We start from the raw sequence: 19778 nt of genomic DNA, 5'->3' as shown, positions 1-19778 counted from the left end.
TTATAGAGGAAAGGTAATGCAAGTTATCCTGCTCGACAAAATCGCCAAACTGGGCGGTCTGGGTGACCAAGTTTCCGTGAAATCTGGTTATGCCCGTAACTACCTGATCCCGCAAGGCAAAGCTGTTATGGCCACCAAGGCCAACATCGAAGCTTTCGGTGCTCGTCGCGCTGAGCTGGAAGCCAAACTGGCTGCCAACAAAGCTGCTGCTGAAGAGCGTGCTGCCAAGCTGGCCGAACTGGCTACCGTGGTTATCGCTTCCAAGTCTGGCGACGAAGGCAAGCTGTTCGGTTCCATCGGTACCCGTGACGTGGCTGAAGCCATCACTGCTGCCGGCGTAGCCGTTGCCAAGAGCGAAGTCCGCATGGGCAACGTTCTGCGTAACACCGGTGACTACGAAGTTGCTGTTCAGCTGCACGCTGACGTTAAAGCAACCGTACAGATCCAGGTTGTTGCCCTGTAATAGCGATTCGCTTTTGCAGAGAAAACCCGCGCTTTTGCGCGGGTTTTTTATTTTCCGGCCCGGGGGTAGAGTGAAGCTCTGTTCCACTGGAGGAGATCCCTATGGCTTGGGTAGAAGGTCGCGTCATCGAACGCATCGAATGGACACCCACTCTGTTCTCCCTGCGGGTAGCGGCCGAGCTGGCTCCCTACAAGGCAGGCCAATTCACCAAGCTGGCCCTCGAGCAGGGCGATCGCCGCATTCAGCGCGCCTACTCCTTCGTCAATCCCCCCTCTGCGCCATACCACGAGTTCTATCTGGTCGAGATCCCGAGCGGTGAGCTGACTCCGTCCCTCGGCTCGCTGCAAGCGGGCGATACATTGCTGGTGCAATCCCAGGCCACCGGCTTTCTGACGCTGGATGAGGTGCCCGCTGGGCGCGACCTCTGGCTGCTTTCGACCGGTACTGCCATCGGCCCCTTCCTCTCCATGCTGGCCGATGGGGAAGCCTTCAACCGTTTCGAGAATCTGGTGCTGGTGCACGGGGTGCGCAAAGGCGAAGAGCTGAGCTATCAGGATTTGATCGCCAGCTTTGCCGAGCAATATGGCGCGCGTTTCCGCTATGTCCCCTTTGTCAGCCGCGAGCCCTGGCCCGATGCAATGGCAGGGCGGATCCCGGCAGCGATTGCCAGCGGCCAGTTGCAGCAGCGGGTAGGGTTGGAGTTCTCACCCGAGCTGAGTCAGGTGCTGATCTGCGGCAATCCGGAGATGGTGAAAGAGACCCAGCAGACCTTGCTGGCGCTGGGGTTGGCCAAGAATCTGCGGCGGGCGCCGGGCAATATCAGTGCGGAGAATTATTGGTAAAACGATCAGCACAGGGGCATCAAGCCCCTGCTGCATCAGGAGAGGGCGTTCAGTTCTTCTTGCCGTTGCCCTTGTTTTTATCTTTCTGTTTGTCGTGACCTTGCCCGGGGTTATTGCCGCTGTGGATGCTGCGGTTGTAGTGATCCCGGTACTTGCCATCCATCTTGTCGCAGTTGAGTTTGATCCGGCTGTCGCCAATGCCAAGATCCAGGCAGTTGTCCTGCCACCAGTCGTACTCTTTGTCATCCCAGTCGAGATTGATCTTGATGTCATCACCGGAGATCTTGATGCTATCGCCATTTTTGCTTGGCGGTGCCGCAACCGCGATGCCATGCGCCATCAGCAGGGAGAGCAGCAGGGCGCCACGCTGGATAACGGGGTTGTGTTTGGCTTGGGTCATCGCAAGGGGACTCCTGTCGTTATTGGCCACTCTGCGAGTTGGCAGGGAGCTGGTTGGTTTGCGGTGGCTGGTTGCGGTTCTCTTCATCTTCCAGATTGAATTTGACCGCCCTGCAGTCGGCCGGGGCGGTTTCGCCGACCCCCAAGTCGAGGCAGTCGTTCTGGGTCCAGCCGAACTGCTTGTCATCCCAGTCCAGGTTGAATTTAAGCTCATCGACGGAGAATTCGGAGCCACTGCTCTCTTGATATTGCTGTGTCGCTGCGGCGCTGCCGGTAACCAGAAGAAGGGAGAGTAGCAAAGTGGTCTTACTGTTCATGATGGCCTCGGATAATTGCAACGGTGGATGAGTGTACAGACCGGAGCTGAACCCGGGCGGAACTGTTCCCCATCTCACTACATGATCAAGTCAGGGAGGGATTGTATCGCTTTTCTGCTGCCGATTTGTCCGTTTTGGTCGCACTCTGGGCAGCTGGTTGCCAATCTGAAGGAATTCAGTCATTTGCCCTTCTCTGGGCGAGTCTGGCGACTATAATCGGCAGCCAACTTTTCCTGCACAGCACACCCCTTCATCATGACCACACAGGACTCCTCCACATTGCGCTACCCCAAGGGGTGGTTTGCTCTGACGACGGTATACAGTTTCACCGGGTTGGCCATTCTGGCCTCCATTATCTTCTCCCTGCTGCTGTTCCTCTCCATCGATGACAACCCGCTGATGAAGTGGCTGTTCGGCGGCTTGGCCATCATCTTCGAACTGGGCAAGTTTTACGTCTGGTACGAGTATGGCGAGCGCAAGGCGCGGCGGGATTTGAGTGGCGCTTTTTGGTCGTTGCTGTTCTACAGCGTGCTGGCGGCCATCTCCATCGGCGGCAGTATCGGCGGCATCAACAGCGCCACCAATACGGTACTGAGCCAGCAGGCGCGCCACGAACGGGAATTGGCTCGTTTCGACGAGCAGATCGCCAGCATCGAGCGGCAGATCCAGCTCAACGAGGAGGCAGCCCGCAAATATATCGAGCTGGAGCGCATCTCCAGCGGCGTCTCCTCGTTGCAGCACGCCAACACCAAGCTGCGCTTGCAGCAGGATGAGCTGCGCCAGCAGCGCGATGCCAGGCCGGTCAACGAACAATCCTCCATGCTGGGGCTGATGAGCAGTCTGGCGGACGGGGTGGGGATGAGCATCAGTCAGGTGCAGTTCCTGCTGGTCTGCTTCCTCTCGGTGCTGCTCGACGTGTTCGGTGCCTTCTTCGTCAGCCTGATCGGCGAGGAGAACCGCTTTCGCCGGATGTGGCGCTGGCAGCAGGATCAAGCTCGCAGAGAGGCGCAGGAGGCGTTGGCGATGGTTGCCCAGCCAGAGCCCATCATGCCCCCCGAGCCCGCCCCCGAAGTGCTGGCGCAGGTGCGCGGTGCGCTGGTGAGCGGTGAGCTCAAGTGCAGCAAGCGCTCGGTGGCACAGGCGCTGTCACTCTCGCTGGAGGAGGTGGATCGGGTGTTCCACCATCTGCTGTCGCAAGGGGTGCTGGGGCAGGGGAGCAATCGCCACTACTACCTCAATCCGGCGCTGGAGCAGCAAGCCGGATAGTGAGAAGGCCACCGAAACTCGGTGGCCTTTTTCGTTATCGAGTGGCTGTGGCACTCAGTGAGTCAGCACCATCATCAGGCTGAGGAAGGCGGCCAGTCCGCCACCGATGCCGATGATCCAGTAAAACCCCTTGGCCCCCTGTTTGAGCGGGATGCGGAAGTAGAGCATAAACGCCCACCACCCCAGTGCCAGCAACAGAGGAATAAGAAACATTCGAGCCATGGTGTCCTCGCTGTTATTCTGTTGACCCTTGATCAATCAACAGGATGGATTGTGCAATGACGCAACTACAGATTACCGCATTCGGTGACCCCTCGGTACTCAAGCTCAACCCTTCCCTCAATAAGGTGCCAGCCGATGGCGAAGTGCGGGTGCGCATCTGCTTTGCGGGGGTCAATCCTATCGATGCCAAAACCCGCGGAGGTCTCGGTTGGGCGGCGGCCCAGAACAAGGACAAGCTGCCCTGGACGCCGGGTTATGACGTCTCCGGCGTGGTAGAGAAAGTGGGCCCCGGCGTAACCTCGCTGGTCGAGGGGGATCGGGTGTGCGGCATGGTCGGTTTTCCTCTTACCGCAGGTGGCTACGGGGAGTCTGTGGTGGCAAGCGAGAGCGAGCTGGTCAAACTCGACGGGGTGAGCCTGCAGCAGGGGGCGGCGTTGCCACTGGCCGGTCTCACCGCCTGGCAGGGACTGCTTGAGCACGGCGGCCTCCAGAGCGGTCAGCGGGTATTGATCCTCGCCGGTGCCGGTGGTGTCGGCCATCTGGCGGTGCAGTTTGCCAGCGCCTATGGCGCCGAGGTGGTGGCTACCGCCAGCCCCGACAACCATGGCTTCCTGCACGCACTGGGGGCGCGCTGGATGGTGGATTACCACGATGCGAACTGGCCCGCACGGGTGGTGGCAGAGGCCGGTCAGGTCGATCTGGTGCTGGATCTGGTGGGTGGCGAGAGTGGCAAGGCGGCGCTGGCCTGTGTCAAACCGGGTGGCCGCTTGGTGACGGTACCCACCATAACTGCCCAGCAGATCAAGGATGCTGGGGCTGCGGCGGGGATCGAGGTGGTCGGCATGCTGGTTCACCCTGACCAGAAGCAGCTGGGTCAGATGTTGATGCTGCTGCGTCAGGGGGAGGTAAAGGTCACCCTAGCCGGTGAATTCCCCCTGGCCGAGGGGGCGCTGGCCCATCAGGCCATCGAAGGGGGCCATGTGCGCGGCAAGCTGCTGCTGCGGATGCCTGCGGCCGACGGTTATCCCGGATGAGCGAGATGATGGAGATGGGGCTGGGGTGGCTCTTTTTAAGCGCATTCACCTCAGCCACTCTGCTGCCCGGTAGCTCCGAAGTGCTGCTGGGGGCCATGGCGGCCAAGGGGGAGTGGAGCATGGCGAGCCTGCTGCTGTGGGCGACGCTGGGCAATACCCTCGGCTCCATGACCACCTGGTGGCTCGGCTGGCTCGCCACCTTCAAGAAAAAACCGGAAGATTTTCAAGGCCGTGGGGAACAAAAAGCCTTAGGCTGGCTCAAACAACATGGTCACTGGTGTCTGCTGCTTGCCTGGACGCCGGTGGTCGGTGATGGTCTCTGTCTGTTGGCCGGTTGGCTGCGCCTCTCCTTCTGGCACTCTCTCATTCTGATCGGGCTCGGCAAATTGTTCCGTTATGCCCTGGTTTTTCTGCTGGCCAGTCACATTTTCTAGCCTGTTTTTGTCACTCACGAGGTTACCGTGAACAAAGTCATACCTTTAACGATTCTGCTGGGCTTCACCCTGCCGGTGCTGGCGGCACCGACCCTGATTGCCGAACAGGGCAAGGAGGAGGGCAAGCTCGCCATCCCCTACCAGATGTACAAGCTGAACAACGGCCTGACCGTGATCCTGGCCCCCGACCGCTCAGATCCGCTGGTGCACCTCGATGTGACCTATCACGTCGGTTCATCCCGCGAGACGGTCGGCAAGTCCGGTTTCGCCCACTTCTTCGAGCACATGATGTTCCAGGGCTCGAAACACGTCGGTGATCAGGAGCATATGCGGATCATCAACGAGGCCGGTGGCGACATGAACGGCACCACCAACAAGGATCGCACCAACTACTACGAAACTGTGCCGGCCAACCAGCTGGAAAAAGTGCTCTGGCTGGAGGCGGATCGGATGGGCTTCCTGCTCGATGCGGTGAGCCAGAAGAAGTTCGAGATCCAGCGCGCCACCGTCAAGAACGAGCGGGCCCAGCGGGTCGACAACCAGCCGTACGGGCTGGTGAGCGAGAAGGTGGGGGAGGCGCTCTATCCACGTACTCACCCCTACTCCTGGCAGCCTATCGGTTACGTGGAAGATCTCGACCGGGTCGATGTGAACGACCTCAAGCAGTTCTTCCTGCGCTGGTATGGCCCCAACAACGCCACCCTGACTCTGGGCGGCGACTTTGACAGCAAGCAGGCCCTCGAATGGATCGAGAAGTACTTCGGCTCCATCCCGCGCGGCCCGGACGTGGCCGAGCCGACGCCAAAGCCGGTGACTCTGCCCGAGACCCGTTACGTGACGCTGCAGGACAAGGTGCACCTGCCGCTGCTCTATATCAGCTACCCCACCGTATCCCTTGGTGACCCGCAGGAGCCTGCGCTCGACATGTTTGCCGACGTACTCGGCGGTTCCGCCAGCTCCATGCTCTACCAGTCGCTGGTGAAAACCGGCAAGGCGATCGATGTGGGGGCGTCCCACTACTGCGAAGAGCTGGCCTGTACTCTGACCGTCTACGCCTACCCCAATCCGTCGCAGGATGGCAGCCTCAAGACCCTCAAGGGGGAGGTGGACAAGGTGATCGGCGAGTTCGCCCAGCGCGGCCTCAAGCCGGAAGATCTGGAGAAGGCGATCGCCAAGTACCGCGCCTCCGCCATCTGGGGTCTGGACAGCGTCTCCGGCAAGGTGAGCCAGCTCGCCATGGGTCAGGTGTTTGCCCAGGATCCCAACTATGTGTTCAAGACGCTGGATGCCATCGGCAAGGTGACACCGGAGCAGGTGAAGGCCGCCTACGACAAGTTCATCGCCGGCAAGCCGGCGGTGGTGCTGAGCGTGGTGCCCAAGGGCAAGACCGAGTGGCAGGTTGCCACCCCGAACTTTACCCCCGCCAAGCGCGAGCTGCCGGATTACAGCAAGCATGACGAGGCGCTGGCCGAACGACCGGTAAAAGACAATTTCGATCGCAGCGTGCAGCCCAAGGCGGGCGAGGCGGTGAGCGTCAAGGTGCCCGCCATCTGGCACGGCAAGCTCGACAAGAACATCGAGATTATTGGCACCAAGAGTGACGAGATCCCCGCGGTCTCCATCATGATCGCCCTGCCGGGCGGTATTCGTGCCGAAGATAAAGGACAGCTTGGGCTGGCCAATCTGACCGCCGCCATGATGGGGCAGGGCACGGTGCGCCTGACCGAGGCTCAGCTGAGCGACGAGCTGCAAAAGCTGGGATCTTCCATCGATGTCTCCAGCGCCCAGTACAACAACCTGATCACCGTCAGCTCGCTGGCGGACAAGTTGCCCCAGACCCTGGCGCTGGTGCGCGAGGTGCTGGAGCGCCCGGGCATGCGGGAGGCGGACTTCGAGCGGGTCAAGGCGCAGCTGCTGCAAGGGATGCAACAGGCCCAGCAGCAGCCCGAGTGGCTGGCCGGGCAGGCGTTCCGCGAGCTGGTCTACGGCAAGCAGAACCGCCTCGGTCAACCTACCGACGGGGTTGCGGCCGATGTGGCCAAGCTGACCCTGGCGGACGTGAAGCACTTCTATCAGGCCTACTACAACCCCACCAACGCCAAAGTGGTGGTGGTCGGTGATGTGGGCCAGAAGCAGATCGAGGAGCAACTTGGCTTCCTGACCGAGTGGAAGGGGGCCACGCCGACTCTGGGGGATCTCAAGCTCAAGGGTGAGCAGGCCAAGCCGGGTATCTATATGGTCGACAAGCCGGGGGCATCCCAGTCGGTGATCCGCATCGGTCGTCGCGCCATGCCGTTCGATACCACGGGGGATTACTTCACCGCCGGGCTGATGAACTTCAACCTGGGTGGCAACTTCAACAGCCGCATCAACCTCAACCTGCGGGAAGACAAGGGCTACACCTACGGAGCCAGCTCGGGTTTCTCCGCCAACCGCGAGGTGGGCACCTTCGCCACCGGCGCCAATGTGCGGGCCGATGCGACTGTGGATGCCATCCGCCAGTTCCTCAAGGAGATGGACAACTACCGCAAGAGCGGCCCGACCCCGGTGGAGCTGGCCTATATGCGCAGCGCTGTCTCCCAACAGGATGCCCTCTCTTACGAGACCTTGGGCCAGAAGGCGGGCTTCCTGCTGCAGATGGTGATGTATGACCTGAAACCGGACTATGTGCAGGCCCAGAACAACCTGATCAAAACGGTGTCGCCCGAGGCGCTGAAGGCCAGTGCGGCCCGTTGGCTCAATCCGGCCGACATGGTGATCGTGGTGGTGGGAGACAAGCAAAAGCTTGAAAAACCCCTGAAGGAGCTTCATCTTCCCATCTATCCGCTGCAGTTGCCGTAACTGACGCTTTATAAAAATCAAGAGCCGCCCCGGATGGGGCGGCCTCACATGAGCCGTGAATATGACTACAACAAGCTTGTCGCTCACCGAGTTGCTGAATGCGTTGGGATCACCGGAGCGTCTCACCGCGCTCAAGGGGATCCGGCGCGGGATCGAACGTGAATGCCTGCGCATCACGCCGGATGGCCGACTCGCACAGAGTGACCATCCCCGGGCGCTGGGCTCGGCCCTGACCCATCCCAATATCACCACCGACTACTCGGAGAGCCTGCTGGAGTTCATTACCCCGGCCACCGACTCCATCGACAGCCTGATGGAGCAGCTCGGCGATATCCATCATCATGTGATTCAGCATCTGGGTGACGAGCGGATTTGGCCGCTCTCCATGCCCTGCTTCGTCGGTGGGGAAGAGAGCATCCGGCTGGCCCAGTACGGCAGCTCCAATATCGGCAAGATGAAGACCCTCTACCGTCAGGGCTTGAAGAACCGCTACGGCAGCCTGATGCAGGTGATCGCTGGGGTGCACTTCAACTTCTCCATGCCAGACAGCTTCTGGAGCGAGTGGCAGGATCTGGTGTGCGAAGGGTGCTGCAGCCAGCGCTTTATCTCCGACAAGTACATGGGGCTTATTCGCAACGTCTACCGCTTCGGCTGGCTGGTGCCCTATCTGTTTGGCGCCTCACCGGCCATCTGCGAATCCTTCCTCAAAGGGCGCAAGAGCAACCTGCCGTTCGAGAAGACCGGCAAGGGCACCCTCTATCTGCCTTACGCCACCGCGCTGCGTCTCTCTGATCTCGGTTACACCAACAGCGCCCAGGCTGGGCTCAAGATCAGCCACGACAATCTGCCGGCTTATGTCAGCAGCCTGCGCCGCGCCATCAACACCCACAATCCCGACTTTGCCAAGATCGGGGTCAAGGTGGATGGGGAGTATCGTCAGCTCAACGACAATGTGTTGCAGCTGGAGAACGAGCTCTACGCCCCGATCCGCCCCAAGCGTACCCCGCGCAGCGGCGAGAAGCCCTCGGATGCGCTGGATCAGCGCGGCATCGAATACATCGAGCTGCGTACCGTGGACGTCAACCCCTTCACCCCGCTCGGTATCGATGCAGATCAAATCCGCTTCTTCGATCTGTTCCTGGTCTGGTGCCTGCTGCGTCCCTCTCCGGTGCTGAGTGACGAGGAGATTGCCCGCAACCGCCGCAACCAGAACAAGGTGGTGCTGGAAGGACGTCGTCCCGGCCTGACGCTTGAAGATGAGCAGGGCAATGCCATTGGCCTCAAAGAGTACGGTCTCAAACTGTTTGACGAGCTAGCTCAGGTGGCTGATCTGCTGGATCGCTGCTGTGGCCGCAACCGCTATCGCGAGACGCTGGCGATGCACCGCGAGAAGCTGCTCGACCCCGAGCTCACCTACTCCGCCCGCATGCTCAGGGAGTTGCTGGATAGCGGCAAGGACAACGGCTGCTATGGCGACAAGCTGGCGACCCGCTATCGCGAGGAGCTGCTGGCAGGGGAGCTGCAGTACTGGGATGAGGCCTACTTTGCCGGTGAGGCGAAGGATTCGCTGGCCAAGCAGCGCGAACGCGAGCGCAGCGACAGTCTGTCGTTCGATGACTTCCTGGCCGACTACTTCGGTACCAGTGCCACCACGGCCTGAAGGCGGGTTCGTACCGACCAAAGTGCCAACAAAAAGCCGCTCGAGTGAGCGGCTTTTTTATTCCTCTGAACCTGAGCGATATCAGACGTGGTTATACATCGCCTCGATTTCGCTCTGGTACTTGGCTTCAATGATCTTGCGGCGCAGCTTCATGGTGGGGGTCAGCTCACCCAGTTCCATGGAGAAGGCGCTCGGCAGCAGTGTGAACTTCTTCACCTGCTCGAACTTGGCCAGCTCTTTTTGCAAGTCGGCGATGCGTGCTTCGAAGAACTCCATCACCCGGGAGTGGCGCAGCAGCTCGGTCTTGCACTGGTACTGCAGGTTGATGGAGCGGGCGTACTCCTCAAGCGACTCGAAGCAGGGGACGATCAGCGCAGAGACGAAGTGGCGGGCATCGGCGACGATGGCGATCTGCTCGATAAAGCGATCCTTGCCGATGGTCCCTTCCACCAGCTGCGGTGCCACGTACTTGCCGTTGGAGGTCTTCATCAGCTCCTTGAGACGCTCGGTGAAGTAGATATTGCCCTGGCTGTCGAGCTCACCGGCATCGCCGGTACGCAGGAAGCCATCCTCGGTCATCACCTCGGCGGTCGCGTCCGGCTTGTTGTAGTAGCCGCGCATCACGGTGGGGGAGCGCACCAGCAGTTCGTTGTTCTCACCCAGCTTCACCTCGATGCCGTTCAGTGCCGTGCCGATGGAGCCGAGCTTGAACTGGCTGTCTTCGTAGCAGCAGACGGTGGCGGTGGTTTCGGTCATGCCGTAGCCGTACTTGAGGTTGAGTCCCATCGCCTGGAAGAAGAGGTTCACATCGTCGGCGAGACGGGCACCGGCCACCGGCAGGAAGCGGGTGCGGCCGCCAAAGCGGGCGCGCAGCTTGCGAAACACCAGCCGCTCGGCGAGCCAGAGCTGGCCGTAGAGCAGCGGGGAGGCGGACTTGCCAGCCTGACGGGTGGCAACCATCTGCTTGCCAACCTTGGTCGCCCAGCCAAACAGGGCACGGCGCAGAGCCGGAGCTTGAGCCACCTTGGCCTGGATCATGGCATAGGCCTTCTCGTAGAGGCGCGGCACGGCACACATCACGGTCGGCTGCACCTCGCCAATCACATCCATTACCTTCTGCGGATCGCGGATGTAGACGTTCTCGGCGCCGCAGTAGAGCACGTAATAGCTCCATGCCCGCTCGAACACGTGGCTGAGCGGCAGCATGCAGAGCGACACATCCTGCTGATTGAGGTCGAGGCGGCAGTTGTGCATCTCGAAACAGGCGGCGATGTTGCTGAAATCGAGCATGACCCCCTTGGGTTCGCCGGTGGTGCCGGAGGTGTAAATCAGGGTCAGCAGATCATCCATCCGGTACTGGGTTTCCCGCTCGCGCAGCTCCTGCTCACTGGGCTGATGGTTGCCGGAGACCAGAAACTCCTGAAAGTGGCTCGCCTGCTCGCAGCCGCGCAGGTTGACGCTGCCGTCGAGGGCGATGAGCTGGCGGATCTCGCCGCTTTCAATCAGTTGCAGCGCCTGATCGAACTGAGGTTGTTCGCCAACGAACAGCACCTTGATGCCGGCATCTTTGACGATGTAGCGCAGCTGATCGAGCGTGCTGGTGGGATAGATAGGGACGCAGACACCGCGGGCGGCCAGGATGCCGAGATCGGCCTGGGTCCACTCCGGCATGTTGCGGGCATAGATGCCGACCATCTCGGTTGGCTGGTGGCCGGCACGGATCAGCGCCTGTGCGCAGTAGTCCATGGCCTGGCCCAGAGTACGCCAGCCGATGGCGCGCCACTGGCCATCTTGCTGAACCCGCAGGGCAGCCTTGTTGCCAAGCTGGGCAATACGTTCACGCATCAGTCGAACCAGATGAAGCTTCGGCATCAGTTAAACATCCTTTAATTACAGTTGTACGCCCGCGAGGGCACTAAAAATCGGGCTAGAGTTTAAACTCCAACATTACAGCTTACAAGTGTTCGCCGTTTGTCTTGGATCACAAAGAGCGCAAATAGCTCTCCCTTTGCGCAGACTGGCCGATACTGCTAGGAGGCAGAGAGAGGGTTAACGATATGAATCTGTGGGTGAAAGGGGCGTTGGCCGCGGTCGGGCTGATGGTGGTGGGGGGCGTTGCGTTTTGGTTCTTTGCCGGAACGTCATCACAGGGGCCCGCCAATCCCTGGTATCAGGGGGCCGATGGGTATCAGCAGGCGCAGCAACAGGCGCTGGCGTTGGGCTATCCGCTGCTCTATGTGCTGGAGACCCCCAAGTGCCGCCGCTGCGGCGATCTGGAGAAGAAATTCTGGCAGAGCAAGGAGATGGCTGGCCCGCTTGCCCGGCTGGTGACGGTGCGGCTCAACCCGGGCAAGGGGGATGGCAGCGAGCAGATCCTGCGCCGCTTTCCCAAAGTCGCCACACCGCCCGGCATCTATATCCAGCAGCCGGGGCAGCCCCTCAGACCCATCAAGATAGTGGTGGATATCGACCAGATCTGGATGCCGGGAAAAACCTGGCAGCGTGGCTTCTATATGCCGCTCTCCGGTGCCGGATTCGAGGCGGTGGTGCATACCACTCTGGCCTTGCAGGATCCCGCGCTGGACAATGCCCCCCTCGATTGAGGGGGACAAAAGGCTTGGGCGCGACGAACAGGCTGGATCAGCCGAAATCGAACAGTCGCGACATCAACACCGCATCTTCCCTGTCATTGCCGGTGCCGTAGTAGTCGGCGCGGCGGCAATATTCGGCAAAACCGGCGCTCTCGTAGAGGTTGATGGCGGTCTGGTTACCGGCCCGCACCTCGAGAAACCAGGCCTCTGCCCCGGCTTGCTTGCTGCGCGCCAGATAGGCCTGCAACAGCGCCCGTCCCAACCCCTTGCCCTGAAACGCCGGATGCACACAGATATTCATCAGCGAGCTGTCACCGGCCACCAGATCCGAGATATAGAAGCCCGCCGGGGAACCATCGACCAGCATCAAGCCGTTGAGATAGCGAGGGCCGAAGCAGGAGAGCAGGTTGGCCTCACTCCACGGCTCCTTGTGAGCGGCTTGCTCGATGGGGTAGACAAGGTCGAAATCGCTCTCGAGCAGGGGACGAAACTCAGGCATGGGGGCTCCGGATGGCAAGATGTTGGGCACTGTGGTTAGCAGAGGTTGCAGAGGCGGCATTTGTAAAATCAGGTAAAAAGAGCAGCATCACAGTGGGTCTTGGCGGCATGATGCAGGATCACGCTGCGCTGGCCGCAAGGTGTTGGCGCAGCTGTTGCCACAGGGCGCGCTTTTGCGCGGCGCTGGGGGTGAGCGGGCAGATCAGCGCATTTGGCCGCGCGGGGTTGGCCTCCGTCAGCCAGAGCAGAGGGGAGGCGCCCGCCGTTTGCAGATCGGCAGGCGGCAGCTCGCTGAGCAGTGAGACCTCGTCGGGGGTCATGCCGAGCAACTGGCAGATATCCGCCAGCAGCGTGGTGGCAGGCAGCTGAGGCGCCAGCAGCCAGAGTTTGCCGCTGGGTAGCGGAGCGCTGGTGGCCGGTGCTGTCTGGTCGGGCTGCACGGCATCTTGCGCAAGCTCGGGAGCGGGAGCTGCGCCCAGCAATGCCGGACGACGCAGTTGCCAGCTTTGAATGCCCATGCGGGCCAACATGCTCTGACGAACGGGATCTTGCATTTGAGGCGACTCACTCTTGATCTGCATTGGGGAAAATTGTGTTGCGCAGGGTACACTCGAACCGCTTTTGCTGCACCCTTTGCAACGCATCATCTGGCGCATGCGGGCATGGTGCTCATCACGACACTTGCCATGCATGGGCGCAGCACGCTGCCGATACGGTATCGCACTGCCTTTGCGTTTTTTCCTGCCAGAGGCGGGTATTGTGCGGCAAGCGATACCAGAATAAACATCATAACAAGACAAAACCCAAGGTCGAGCAAATGGATATCGCGCCTTGGGGCTAACATCATTCCAGCTTCGGAACACTCTCTATGTCGTCTTTAGCTCAAGCCCAGAATCCTGCGCGTCTTATTCCCATCCAGGAGCGCTTGCCCCGGCTGCTGGCCGCCCTCGGTGAGGGACTCTACGAACGGCAGGATGCCCTGCGCCTCGGTCTGCTGGCTGCCCTCAGTGGTGAGAGTGTCTTCTTGCTGGGGCCACCCGGTATCGCCAAGAGCCTGATTGCCCGCCGCCTCAAGCTGGCCTTTCACGACGCCCGCCACTTTGAATACCTGATGACCCGTTTCAGTACGCCGGAGGAGGTGTTTGGCCCCCTCTCCATTCAGGCGCTGAAAGAGGATGGCAAATACCTGCGCCTCACCACAGGTTATCTGCCGGAGTCCGAAGTGGTGTTCCTCGACGAGATCTGGAAGGCGGGCCCTGCCATCCTCAACACCCTGCTCACCGCCATCAACGAGCGGCAGTTTCGCAACGGAGACAGCCAGCACCCCATCCCGATGCGCTTGCTGGTGACTGCTTCCAACGAGCTGCCGGCGCCGGACAGCGGGCTGGAAGCGCTCTACGACCGGATGCTGGTGCGGATCTGGATGGACCGGGTGCAGGAGAAAGCCAACTTTCAATCCATGCTGGCCAGCGATGGCCACGCCCACCAGAACTTGCCGGAATCCCTGCAGATCCGGGGGGATGAGTACGAGCAGTGGCAGGGCCAGATTGAACAGGTGCGCCTGCCCGATGCCTGTTTCGAGCTCATCTATCAGCTGCGCCAGCAGCTCGACAGCCAGCTGGCCCATCGCTGTTATGTGTCGGATCGCCGCTGGAAGAAGGCAGTACGGCTTATCAAGGCGAGCGCCTTCTTCAATGGCCGTGACGAGGTCGCACCGGTAGATCTGCTGCTGTTCAAGGATTGTCTCTGGCATGACGAGGAGTCCCGCACCGCCCTGCTGGAGATGATGACCGAGTTTTCCCGCCTTTACGGCTATCAGCAACTGGCGATGACCCGTCAGCTGCTGGCGTTGCGGGATCAGTTCAAACAGCTCAAACAGAGCGTGGCTCAGCGCCTTTGCACAAAGGCCCGCCAGCGCAAGCAGTGGTTTGGCCGGCGGGCCCGTGGTATCGAGATCCCGCTTGCCAATGCCAGACCCTTTGGCAAGCAGGTGCACTTCCATCTGCTCACCCCGGCGCCGCTGGATGGCAGCGATCCCGAGCGCCTCACCCGCACCCTGGTGTTCGATCGCACCCTGCTCTCCCATTGGCATCCGACCGGCGAGGCGCTGGTGGGTTATGAGTTCGGCAACCCGAAAGAGGGCCATTACGAGCTGGTGCTGGACGATGAGCTGCGGCTGCAGGTGCTCGATATCCAGCGCCAGCAGATCCCGTTGGTGCTGATGGAGCGCAACGCCATCCCCGAGGTGGTGCTGGCGCCCTGGTTGCAGTCGCTCGACGAGCAGCTGGTTCAGGTCGGCAAGGTGATGCAGATACTCAAGCAGCAGCGCAGCCTGTTCGAGCGTCATCAACAACACCTCTTTATCGACTCACGCTGGTTGCAGCAGGTGGAAGACAGCTTCTTCGTGCTGAACCGGGATCTCGAACTGCTGCGCAGCGAGCTGACCCAGTGGCGCGAGCGGTTGCCAAGGCTGGACGAGTAAGGAGCGCTCATGCTTGAGATCGGCATGCTGGATCTGGGGCTCCTGATTGGCGAAGGGGAGCTTGCGGGTGAGGTGGCGCTCCTGTTGGCGGCCTCACCCAAGATTTCCGAATTTATCAAACGCTCCCCGCTACAGGGCAAGCTGCTGAAAAAGCGCCTGCAGAGTTGGGGCGAGCAGCTTGGTGAGGAGATCCGTCACAAGCCGGTGCCGGTGGCGCTGGAGCAGGAGTACCTGCTCTATCAGGCGCACCGGCAACTGCCGATGACCGAGCTGATTGGTCGCCTGCCCGGCTTGCTGGAGTCGCTGGAGCAGTACAGCCCCTTCGCCGGTGAGGCCAGATCCTTGGTGCGTCAGCTGACTGCTCACCCCACCGAGGGGCTGCGCCAGCTCTTTATCGACAAGTGGCGCGCCAGTCTGGTGGGGAGCCTGCTGCAACTGCAGCAGCAGATCGCCGAAGCGGAGCGGGAGAAGCAGCGTCAGGAGATTGAAGATCAGCTGCTGGCGAGCCGCACCCTGGCCGATGCCCTCGACCCCAACCAGATCTCCGCTGGTGGTCTTTGGGATCTGGCGCAGGGACACTGGCACAAGCGCAGTCTGGTGCTGGTCAAGCAGTATGCCCGCATGTTGCAGCGCGAGCCCTTGCTGGCGGAGATTGCCGGTCTGCTCGGGCGTAGCGAGCGGGATCGGCGGGCGCAGGAGCAACCTGTGCCGCCGGTTCAGGTGCTGGAGCTGGAGCCAGCACCCAGCGACGATGTGCCGGACGATCTGGTGGGCATTCATCAGGCGAGCGATCTGATGCGGCTGCTGCCAAGCGAGGCGGTGATGCTGGGGCTGCCGGAGCTGGAGCTGGAGTTCTATCGCCGCTATCTGGAGCGGCGTCTGCTCAGTTACCAGTCGCGCGGCACCTTGCCGCGCCAGCGCATCATGCTGCGCACTCCGGAGCAGGGGGGGCAGCAGTTGCAGCAGCGAGGCCCCTTCATCGTCTGCGTCGATACTTCGGGCTCCATGGGGGGTTATCCCGAGGAGTGTGCCAAGGCACTGTTTCTGGCGCTGCTCAAGGTGGCGATGGATGAGAAGCGCGGTTGCTACCTGATGCTCTTCTCTACCGAGGTGGCGACCCTTGAGATCACCGCCGATACCGGACTGGACAAGGCGGAGCGCTTCCTCTCCATGAGTTTTCACGGCGGTACCGATCTGGTGCCCTGCCTGGAAAAAGCGCTGGCCAAGCTCGATGATCCCGCCTTTGCCAAGGCGGATGTGCTGGTCATCTCCGACTTTATCGCCCAAAGCCTGCCTCATCTCCTGCTCGATCAGATGAACCGCTATCGCCAGCGCCAGACCCGTTTTCACGCTGTTGCCATGTCCCGCCACGCCAAGCAGGCGCTGCTGCGGGTATTTGACAACAGCTGGCTGCTCGATTGCGGCCTGCGCGGCCGGCTGCTGCGGCGCTGGCAGCATCACTAGTGACCGGGAGGGGGCAACCCCTCTTGAGTTGTTATCCCGCCCCTCTTTTTCGCTGTGCGTCCCCGCTTTCATTCCAACGCGATGATATCGCAGTAAAATATGACTAGCCTGCCATTCGGGCTCTCTGTCCGGGTGATAGCCTTTACAACCATTGTTACAGGGGAAAGATGGTGATTTTCCGGCATCGGCTTGCCCGATGATCTTTCCCATTGATCCGGAGTGTGTATGAGCCGACTTGCCTTGCTGCTGTTGCTGGCGGCGTTCGGGCTGGCAGCCAAACCCTTGTCCCCCGAGCAGTTGGAAAATGAACTGGGAGGGATGGAGCGGGTCTACCAGCCGATCGAGTTGTTGCGGGAACGCGTTGCCCGTTTGCAGCGGGACGGCAACGCCTATCCGCCGTCGCAGCAGATGCGGATCAGTCGTCTGGCTTGCTGGGCTCAATCGGCCGATGACATGCAGGAGTCCCGTACCGCCATCGCCAATGCGGAGCGGATGCTGGCCATTGCGCGCGAGCAGGGTGATGACGCCGCCGTGGCGGAGCTGACGATTTGCCGCGGCTGGTTCAATCAGCTGCTCGGCGAGGTAGCGAAGGCTCGTCACGATTACGATGAGGGGCTGCGGCTGGCAAGAGAGGCCGCCTTGCCGAAGCTGGAGGCGCTGGCGCTGGCCCGCCGGGGGGCCATGCTGTCTTTTCAGGGGGTCTCAGGCCAGGGGCTGATGGATCTCACCAAGGCGCACAATATCTACGAGCAGCTGGGGTTGCCCACCTGGTATCACCAGGCGCAGCTCGAGATTGCAGCCACATTTCGTCGTATGGGCCTCTATGCCGAAGCGCTCGCCACCCTCAACCGGCTGAGCGAGCATTTTGCCAGAAGTCACGACGGGTTTGGCTCGGCAAGGCTCAGTGATCAACTGGCGATGGTCTATCTGCAGACCGGGCGTTATCAGGATGCGCTGGGCGAGCTTGAACGCAGTGCGGCCTTTTATAATCAGCCTCAATATCTGATTGAGCATGCCGAACGCATGGTGATGCAGGCCGAGGCTCTGCTCGGGCTGGATCGCCCCGCTGATGCCGGACGCTTGCTGGCACAAGCGGCGAAGGTGCTCTCTCCCGACGTTGACCCCATCCTCCATGCGCATCTCGAGCTGGTGCGGGCGAGGTTGAGAGTCGAAGAGCAGAAACCGGCGCCAGCCTTGCGTGCGCTTGAGAAGATTGAGCCGATTTTGAAGGTGGAAGGGCACGTACGCTTTTTGCTCGAGCTCTACTGGGTACGCAGTCGGGCGCTCGAGTTGCAAGGCGATTATCCGGCGGCACTGGCCGCATTGCGGGAGCATCTGGTGCAGGAGCAGCGGCTCGATCAGCTGTTACGGGAACAGAGCACGGCCTGGGTTCGCGGCGAGTTCGAGCTGGCCCGTCAGGAGGGGGAGAACGAGCGACTGCGAGTCGAGCAACAGTTGCAGCAGCAGGAGCTGGAGCAGGTCAAGGAGCGTCGTTTCTGGCTGCTGGTGGTGATGGTGCTCTGCGGGGTACTGGCGCTGCTGACGATGGGGTGGCTGCTTGATCGCAACCGTCGGATGCGTCGTCTGGCCTTTACCGATGAGCTGACCGGCATCAACAACCGCCGTCGGGTGCTGCGACAGGGCAGCGATATGCTGGCGCTGGCTCGCAGGCAGGGCACGCCATTTTGTCTGCTGGTGTTCGATATCGATCACTTCAAGCGGATCAACGATACCCTGGGCCATCACCAGGGAGACAGGGTACTGCAATGGGTCTCTCGGGCGGCAGATCGACAGCTGCGACACCAGGATCAGTTGGGGCGTACCGGCGGAGAGGAGTTCTTGATCCTGCTGCCGGATACCAGCCTTGAAGAGGCGTGCCGGGTGGCTGAGCGGATCCGCCACACGGTCGCCAACCGGGCGCTGCCCGGCATGTCGTACCCGGTAACCATCAGTATCGGGTGTGCCTCTCTGCGAGACGATGATCAGGATCTGGCGGCCTTGATCCAGCGTGCAGACAATGCGCTGTATCGTGCGAAAGAGGCGGGGCGCAACCGGGTGGAAACAGACGAGTGACGGGCTGGGTATTGTCACTCAGCAGGATGTCATCGCCATTGGGGAGCACACTGATACGGCGATGATGCTCGTCCCCTGCGCTCGTTCTTGCCTGCGATGACAGATTGGCAAGCGCGAGCGCAGAAGACCGTCAGAAGGGCGTTATGCCCAGGCGCTTCCGCCATTGAGGTGAAGTACCTCACCATTCATGTTGTTATTGCTCATCAGGAATAGTGCGGCCTGCGCATAATCCTCTCCCTCACCCAAGCGTTTCAACGGCAGGCTTTGCGCCACGGCAGCCACTTTTTGTGGGTCATTGCCCAGCGCTTTAAGCAACATGGGAGTGCGCATGGGGCCCGGGTTGATGACGTTGATCCGACGGGGGGTCAGCTCGGTCACCAGACTGTGAGCCAGCGTTTCAACCGCGCCAGCTGCAACGGCAGGGAGTGCTTTACCTAGTTGTGGGCGGCGCGTCACCATCCCGGACGTGAGCACGATGGAGCCGCGCTCGGACAGTTTGGGTGCTGCGGCGCGGATCGCATGAACACTTCCCCAGAAGCGGCTGTCCATGTTGATTTTCAAATCCTCGATGGCAGAGGTGAGAAAGCTGCCTGGTCGCATGACTGCGGCGGTAATGACGAGATGATCCAGCGAATCCAGCTGGTTGAAAAAGTGATTGACGGAGTCGACGTCGAGAATATCCAGTTGATGGCCACTGGCACTTGGGCCCAGTTCAGCCAGCGCAGTGGCAAGCTGCTCACGGCTGGAACCGCCGATAATGACCTTGGCGCCTTGCTCGATCGCTTGTTGGGCGGTGGCCAGGCCAAGACCCGAGGTACCACCGATAATGACGATCTGTTGATTGTGCAGGGTGGAATGTTTCATGTAATGACCTCTCCATTATGTAGATACGATTTACATATTTGTAGCTGGATAGGGAAAGTCCAAGTATGAAAATTTATCAAGGGTGGTTGTTGCTGGCATGGGGAGGGGGCCAAGTCCACGTGGTCCGGATGCTGCCATCCGATTAGGAGTGTTTGATTTTCTGTTCAGTTGGAACCTGTGGAACGGCTGAGCGGCCAAATTATCATCTCTTGTCAGGCTGGGTATTTTTCACTCGCGCGGGTATAATGTCGCGCAATTTTGCTTTGACTCAGGCGAGAAGACCCATGTAACGCAACCCTCCTCCCTCTCTCCACCAGGTTGGCAACAC

The 19778-nt window shown here is 60.7% G+C and carries 18 protein-coding genes; 11 read left to right on the top strand and 7 right to left on the bottom strand.

Translation table 11 applies throughout. The features are described from left to right. Positions 1–16 precede the first annotated feature (16 nt). Positions 17–463, top strand: coding sequence for a 50S ribosomal protein L9 (gene rplI, locus BN1139_RS10520; protein ID WP_005340490.1), 447 nt, complete (start codon positions 17–19; stop codon positions 461–463). Positions 464–564: 101 nt separating this feature from the next. Next, positions 565–1305 carry a ferredoxin--NADP reductase gene (locus tag BN1139_RS10515; RefSeq protein ID WP_005348979.1) on the top strand — a complete coding sequence of 247 codons (741 nt, stop codon included), beginning with the start codon at positions 565–567 and terminating at the stop codon, positions 1303–1305. Positions 1306–1354: 49 nt separating this feature from the next. Here BN1139_RS10515 and BN1139_RS10510 read toward each other — a convergent pair whose 3' ends face one another. Next, a complete protein-coding gene (locus BN1139_RS10510; RefSeq protein WP_005348981.1) occupies positions 1355–1705 on the bottom strand; it encodes a hypothetical protein in 351 nt (116 codons plus the stop codon). 19 nt (positions 1706–1724) lie between these two features. Continuing rightward, positions 1725–2021 carry a hypothetical protein gene (locus BN1139_RS10505; protein ID WP_005348982.1) on the bottom strand — a complete coding sequence of 99 codons (297 nt, stop codon included), beginning with the start codon at positions 2019–2021 and terminating at the stop codon, positions 1725–1727. A 255-nt stretch (positions 2022–2276) separates the two neighbouring features. On the opposite strand from BN1139_RS10505, the gene BN1139_RS10500 reads away from it, so the two are divergent. After that, a complete protein-coding gene (locus BN1139_RS10500) occupies positions 2277–3287 on the top strand; it encodes a hypothetical protein (protein ID WP_005348985.1) in 1011 nt (336 codons plus the stop codon). A gap of 54 nt (positions 3288–3341) precedes the next feature. Here the strand turns inward: BN1139_RS10500 and BN1139_RS21400 are convergent, their stop codons facing one another. Beyond that, the gene (locus tag BN1139_RS21400) at positions 3342–3509 is read right to left on the bottom strand and encodes a hypothetical protein (protein WP_005348986.1); all 168 of its coding nucleotides are present in this window, start codon (positions 3507–3509) and stop codon (positions 3342–3344) included. A gap of 56 nt (positions 3510–3565) precedes the next feature. Between BN1139_RS21400 and BN1139_RS10495 the strand changes: the two genes are divergently transcribed. From BN1139_RS10495 to gshA, 4 genes are all read left to right on the top strand, one after another. Next, positions 3566–4543, top strand: coding sequence for an NADP-dependent oxidoreductase (locus tag BN1139_RS10495; protein WP_005348988.1), 978 nt, complete (start codon positions 3566–3568; stop codon positions 4541–4543). Then, entirely contained in the window at positions 4540–4977 is a 438-nt protein-coding gene (locus BN1139_RS10490; protein ID WP_041980436.1) for a YqaA family protein, read from the top strand. Before BN1139_RS10495 ends, BN1139_RS10490 begins: the two co-directional genes overlap by 4 nt. Positions 4978–5004: 27 nt before the next feature. After that, a complete protein-coding gene (locus BN1139_RS10485; protein WP_041980435.1) occupies positions 5005–7818 on the top strand; it encodes a M16 family metallopeptidase in 2814 nt (937 codons plus the stop codon). A gap of 61 nt (positions 7819–7879) precedes the next feature. Then, entirely contained in the window at positions 7880–9478 is a 1599-nt protein-coding gene (gshA, locus tag BN1139_RS10480; RefSeq protein ID WP_041980434.1) for a glutamate--cysteine ligase, read from the top strand. 81 nt (positions 9479–9559) lie between these two features. On the opposite strand, the gene BN1139_RS10475 is transcribed toward gshA, so the two are convergent. Then, positions 9560–11350: an AMP-dependent synthetase/ligase gene (locus BN1139_RS10475; protein ID WP_005348998.1), complete on the bottom strand. Its 1791-nt coding sequence runs from the start codon at positions 11348–11350 to the stop codon at positions 9560–9562. A 227-nt stretch (positions 11351–11577) separates the two neighbouring features. On the opposite strand from BN1139_RS10475, the gene BN1139_RS10470 reads away from it, so the two are divergent. Beyond that, entirely contained in the window at positions 11578–12081 is a 504-nt protein-coding gene (locus BN1139_RS10470) for a hypothetical protein (protein WP_370510292.1), read from the top strand. A 37-nt stretch (positions 12082–12118) separates the two neighbouring features. On the opposite strand, the gene rimI is transcribed toward BN1139_RS10470, so the two are convergent. Then, a complete protein-coding gene (gene rimI, locus BN1139_RS10465) occupies positions 12119–12568 on the bottom strand; it encodes a ribosomal protein S18-alanine N-acetyltransferase (protein WP_005349003.1) in 450 nt (149 codons plus the stop codon). Between the two features lie 118 nt (positions 12569–12686). Further along, positions 12687–13121 (bottom strand): DNA polymerase III subunit psi, encoded by a 435-nt coding sequence (locus BN1139_RS10460; RefSeq protein WP_005349006.1) that lies wholly within the window; start codon positions 13119–13121, stop codon positions 12687–12689. A gap of 314 nt (positions 13122–13435) precedes the next feature. On the opposite strand from BN1139_RS10460, the gene BN1139_RS10455 reads away from it, so the two are divergent. From BN1139_RS10455 to BN1139_RS10445, 3 genes are all read left to right on the top strand, one after another. Beyond that, positions 13436–15049: an ATPase RavA domain-containing protein gene (locus tag BN1139_RS10455; RefSeq protein ID WP_005349010.1), complete on the top strand. Its 1614-nt coding sequence runs from the start codon at positions 13436–13438 to the stop codon at positions 15047–15049. A gap of 9 nt (positions 15050–15058) precedes the next feature. Continuing rightward, on the top strand, positions 15059–16513 hold the full coding sequence (gene viaA, locus BN1139_RS10450) for an ATPase RavA stimulator ViaA (protein ID WP_005349013.1): 1455 nt from the start codon (positions 15059–15061) through the stop codon (positions 16511–16513). Positions 16514–16738: 225 nt separating this feature from the next. Beyond that, a complete protein-coding gene (locus tag BN1139_RS10445; protein WP_005349016.1) occupies positions 16739–18586 on the top strand; it encodes a tetratricopeptide repeat-containing diguanylate cyclase in 1848 nt (615 codons plus the stop codon). Between the two features lie 141 nt (positions 18587–18727). On the opposite strand, the gene BN1139_RS10440 is transcribed toward BN1139_RS10445, so the two are convergent. Next, positions 18728–19450 (bottom strand): SDR family oxidoreductase, encoded by a 723-nt coding sequence (locus BN1139_RS10440; RefSeq protein WP_005349017.1) that lies wholly within the window; start codon positions 19448–19450, stop codon positions 18728–18730. Between the last annotated feature and the right edge of the window lie 328 nt (positions 19451–19778).

This window comes from Aeromonas veronii bv. veronii (assembly GCF_000820225.1).
In the GTDB taxonomy this organism is placed as follows: Bacteria; Pseudomonadota; Gammaproteobacteria; order Enterobacterales; family Aeromonadaceae; genus Aeromonas; species Aeromonas veronii.
The sequence above is the reverse complement of the archived record's forward strand: the minus strand, read 5'-3'. Positions and strand labels throughout refer to the sequence as shown.

Excerpts from the sequence above, each read along its gene's own strand:
- BN1139_RS10475 (WP_005348998.1), bottom strand. The coding sequence starts at position 11,350 with ATGCCGAAGCTTCATCTGGTTCGACTGATGCGTGAACGTATTGCCCAG.
- viaA (WP_005349013.1), top strand. The coding sequence starts at position 15,059 with ATGCTTGAGATCGGCATGCTGGATCTGGGGCTCCTGATTGGCGAAGGG.
- BN1139_RS10515 (WP_005348979.1), top strand. The coding sequence starts at position 565 with ATGGCTTGGGTAGAAGGTCGCGTCATCGAACGCATCGAATGGACACCC.
- BN1139_RS10495 (WP_005348988.1), top strand. The coding sequence starts at position 3,566 with ATGACGCAACTACAGATTACCGCATTCGGTGACCCCTCGGTACTCAAG.
- BN1139_RS21400 (WP_005348986.1), bottom strand. The coding sequence starts at position 3,509 with ATGGCTCGAATGTTTCTTATTCCTCTGTTGCTGGCACTGGGGTGGTGG.
- BN1139_RS10500 (WP_005348985.1), top strand. The coding sequence starts at position 2,277 with ATGACCACACAGGACTCCTCCACATTGCGCTACCCCAAGGGGTGGTTT.
- gshA (WP_041980434.1), top strand. The coding sequence starts at position 7,880 with ATGACTACAACAAGCTTGTCGCTCACCGAGTTGCTGAATGCGTTGGGA.
- BN1139_RS10460 (WP_005349006.1), bottom strand. The coding sequence starts at position 13,121 with ATGCAAGATCCCGTTCGTCAGAGCATGTTGGCCCGCATGGGCATTCAA.
- BN1139_RS10510 (WP_005348981.1), bottom strand. The coding sequence starts at position 1,705 with ATGACCCAAGCCAAACACAACCCCGTTATCCAGCGTGGCGCCCTGCTG.
- rimI (WP_005349003.1), bottom strand. The coding sequence starts at position 12,568 with ATGCCTGAGTTTCGTCCCCTGCTCGAGAGCGATTTCGACCTTGTCTAC.
- BN1139_RS10505 (WP_005348982.1), bottom strand. The coding sequence starts at position 2,021 with ATGAACAGTAAGACCACTTTGCTACTCTCCCTTCTTCTGGTTACCGGC.
- BN1139_RS10440 (WP_005349017.1), bottom strand. The coding sequence starts at position 19,450 with ATGAAACATTCCACCCTGCACAATCAACAGATCGTCATTATCGGTGGT.
- BN1139_RS10445 (WP_005349016.1), top strand. The coding sequence starts at position 16,739 with ATGAGCCGACTTGCCTTGCTGCTGTTGCTGGCGGCGTTCGGGCTGGCA.
- BN1139_RS10455 (WP_005349010.1), top strand. The coding sequence starts at position 13,436 with ATGTCGTCTTTAGCTCAAGCCCAGAATCCTGCGCGTCTTATTCCCATC.
- rplI (WP_005340490.1), top strand. The coding sequence starts at position 17 with ATGCAAGTTATCCTGCTCGACAAAATCGCCAAACTGGGCGGTCTGGGT.
- BN1139_RS10490 (WP_041980436.1), top strand. The coding sequence starts at position 4,540 with ATGAGCGAGATGATGGAGATGGGGCTGGGGTGGCTCTTTTTAAGCGCA.
- BN1139_RS10470 (WP_370510292.1), top strand. The coding sequence starts at position 11,578 with ATGGTGGTGGGGGGCGTTGCGTTTTGGTTCTTTGCCGGAACGTCATCA.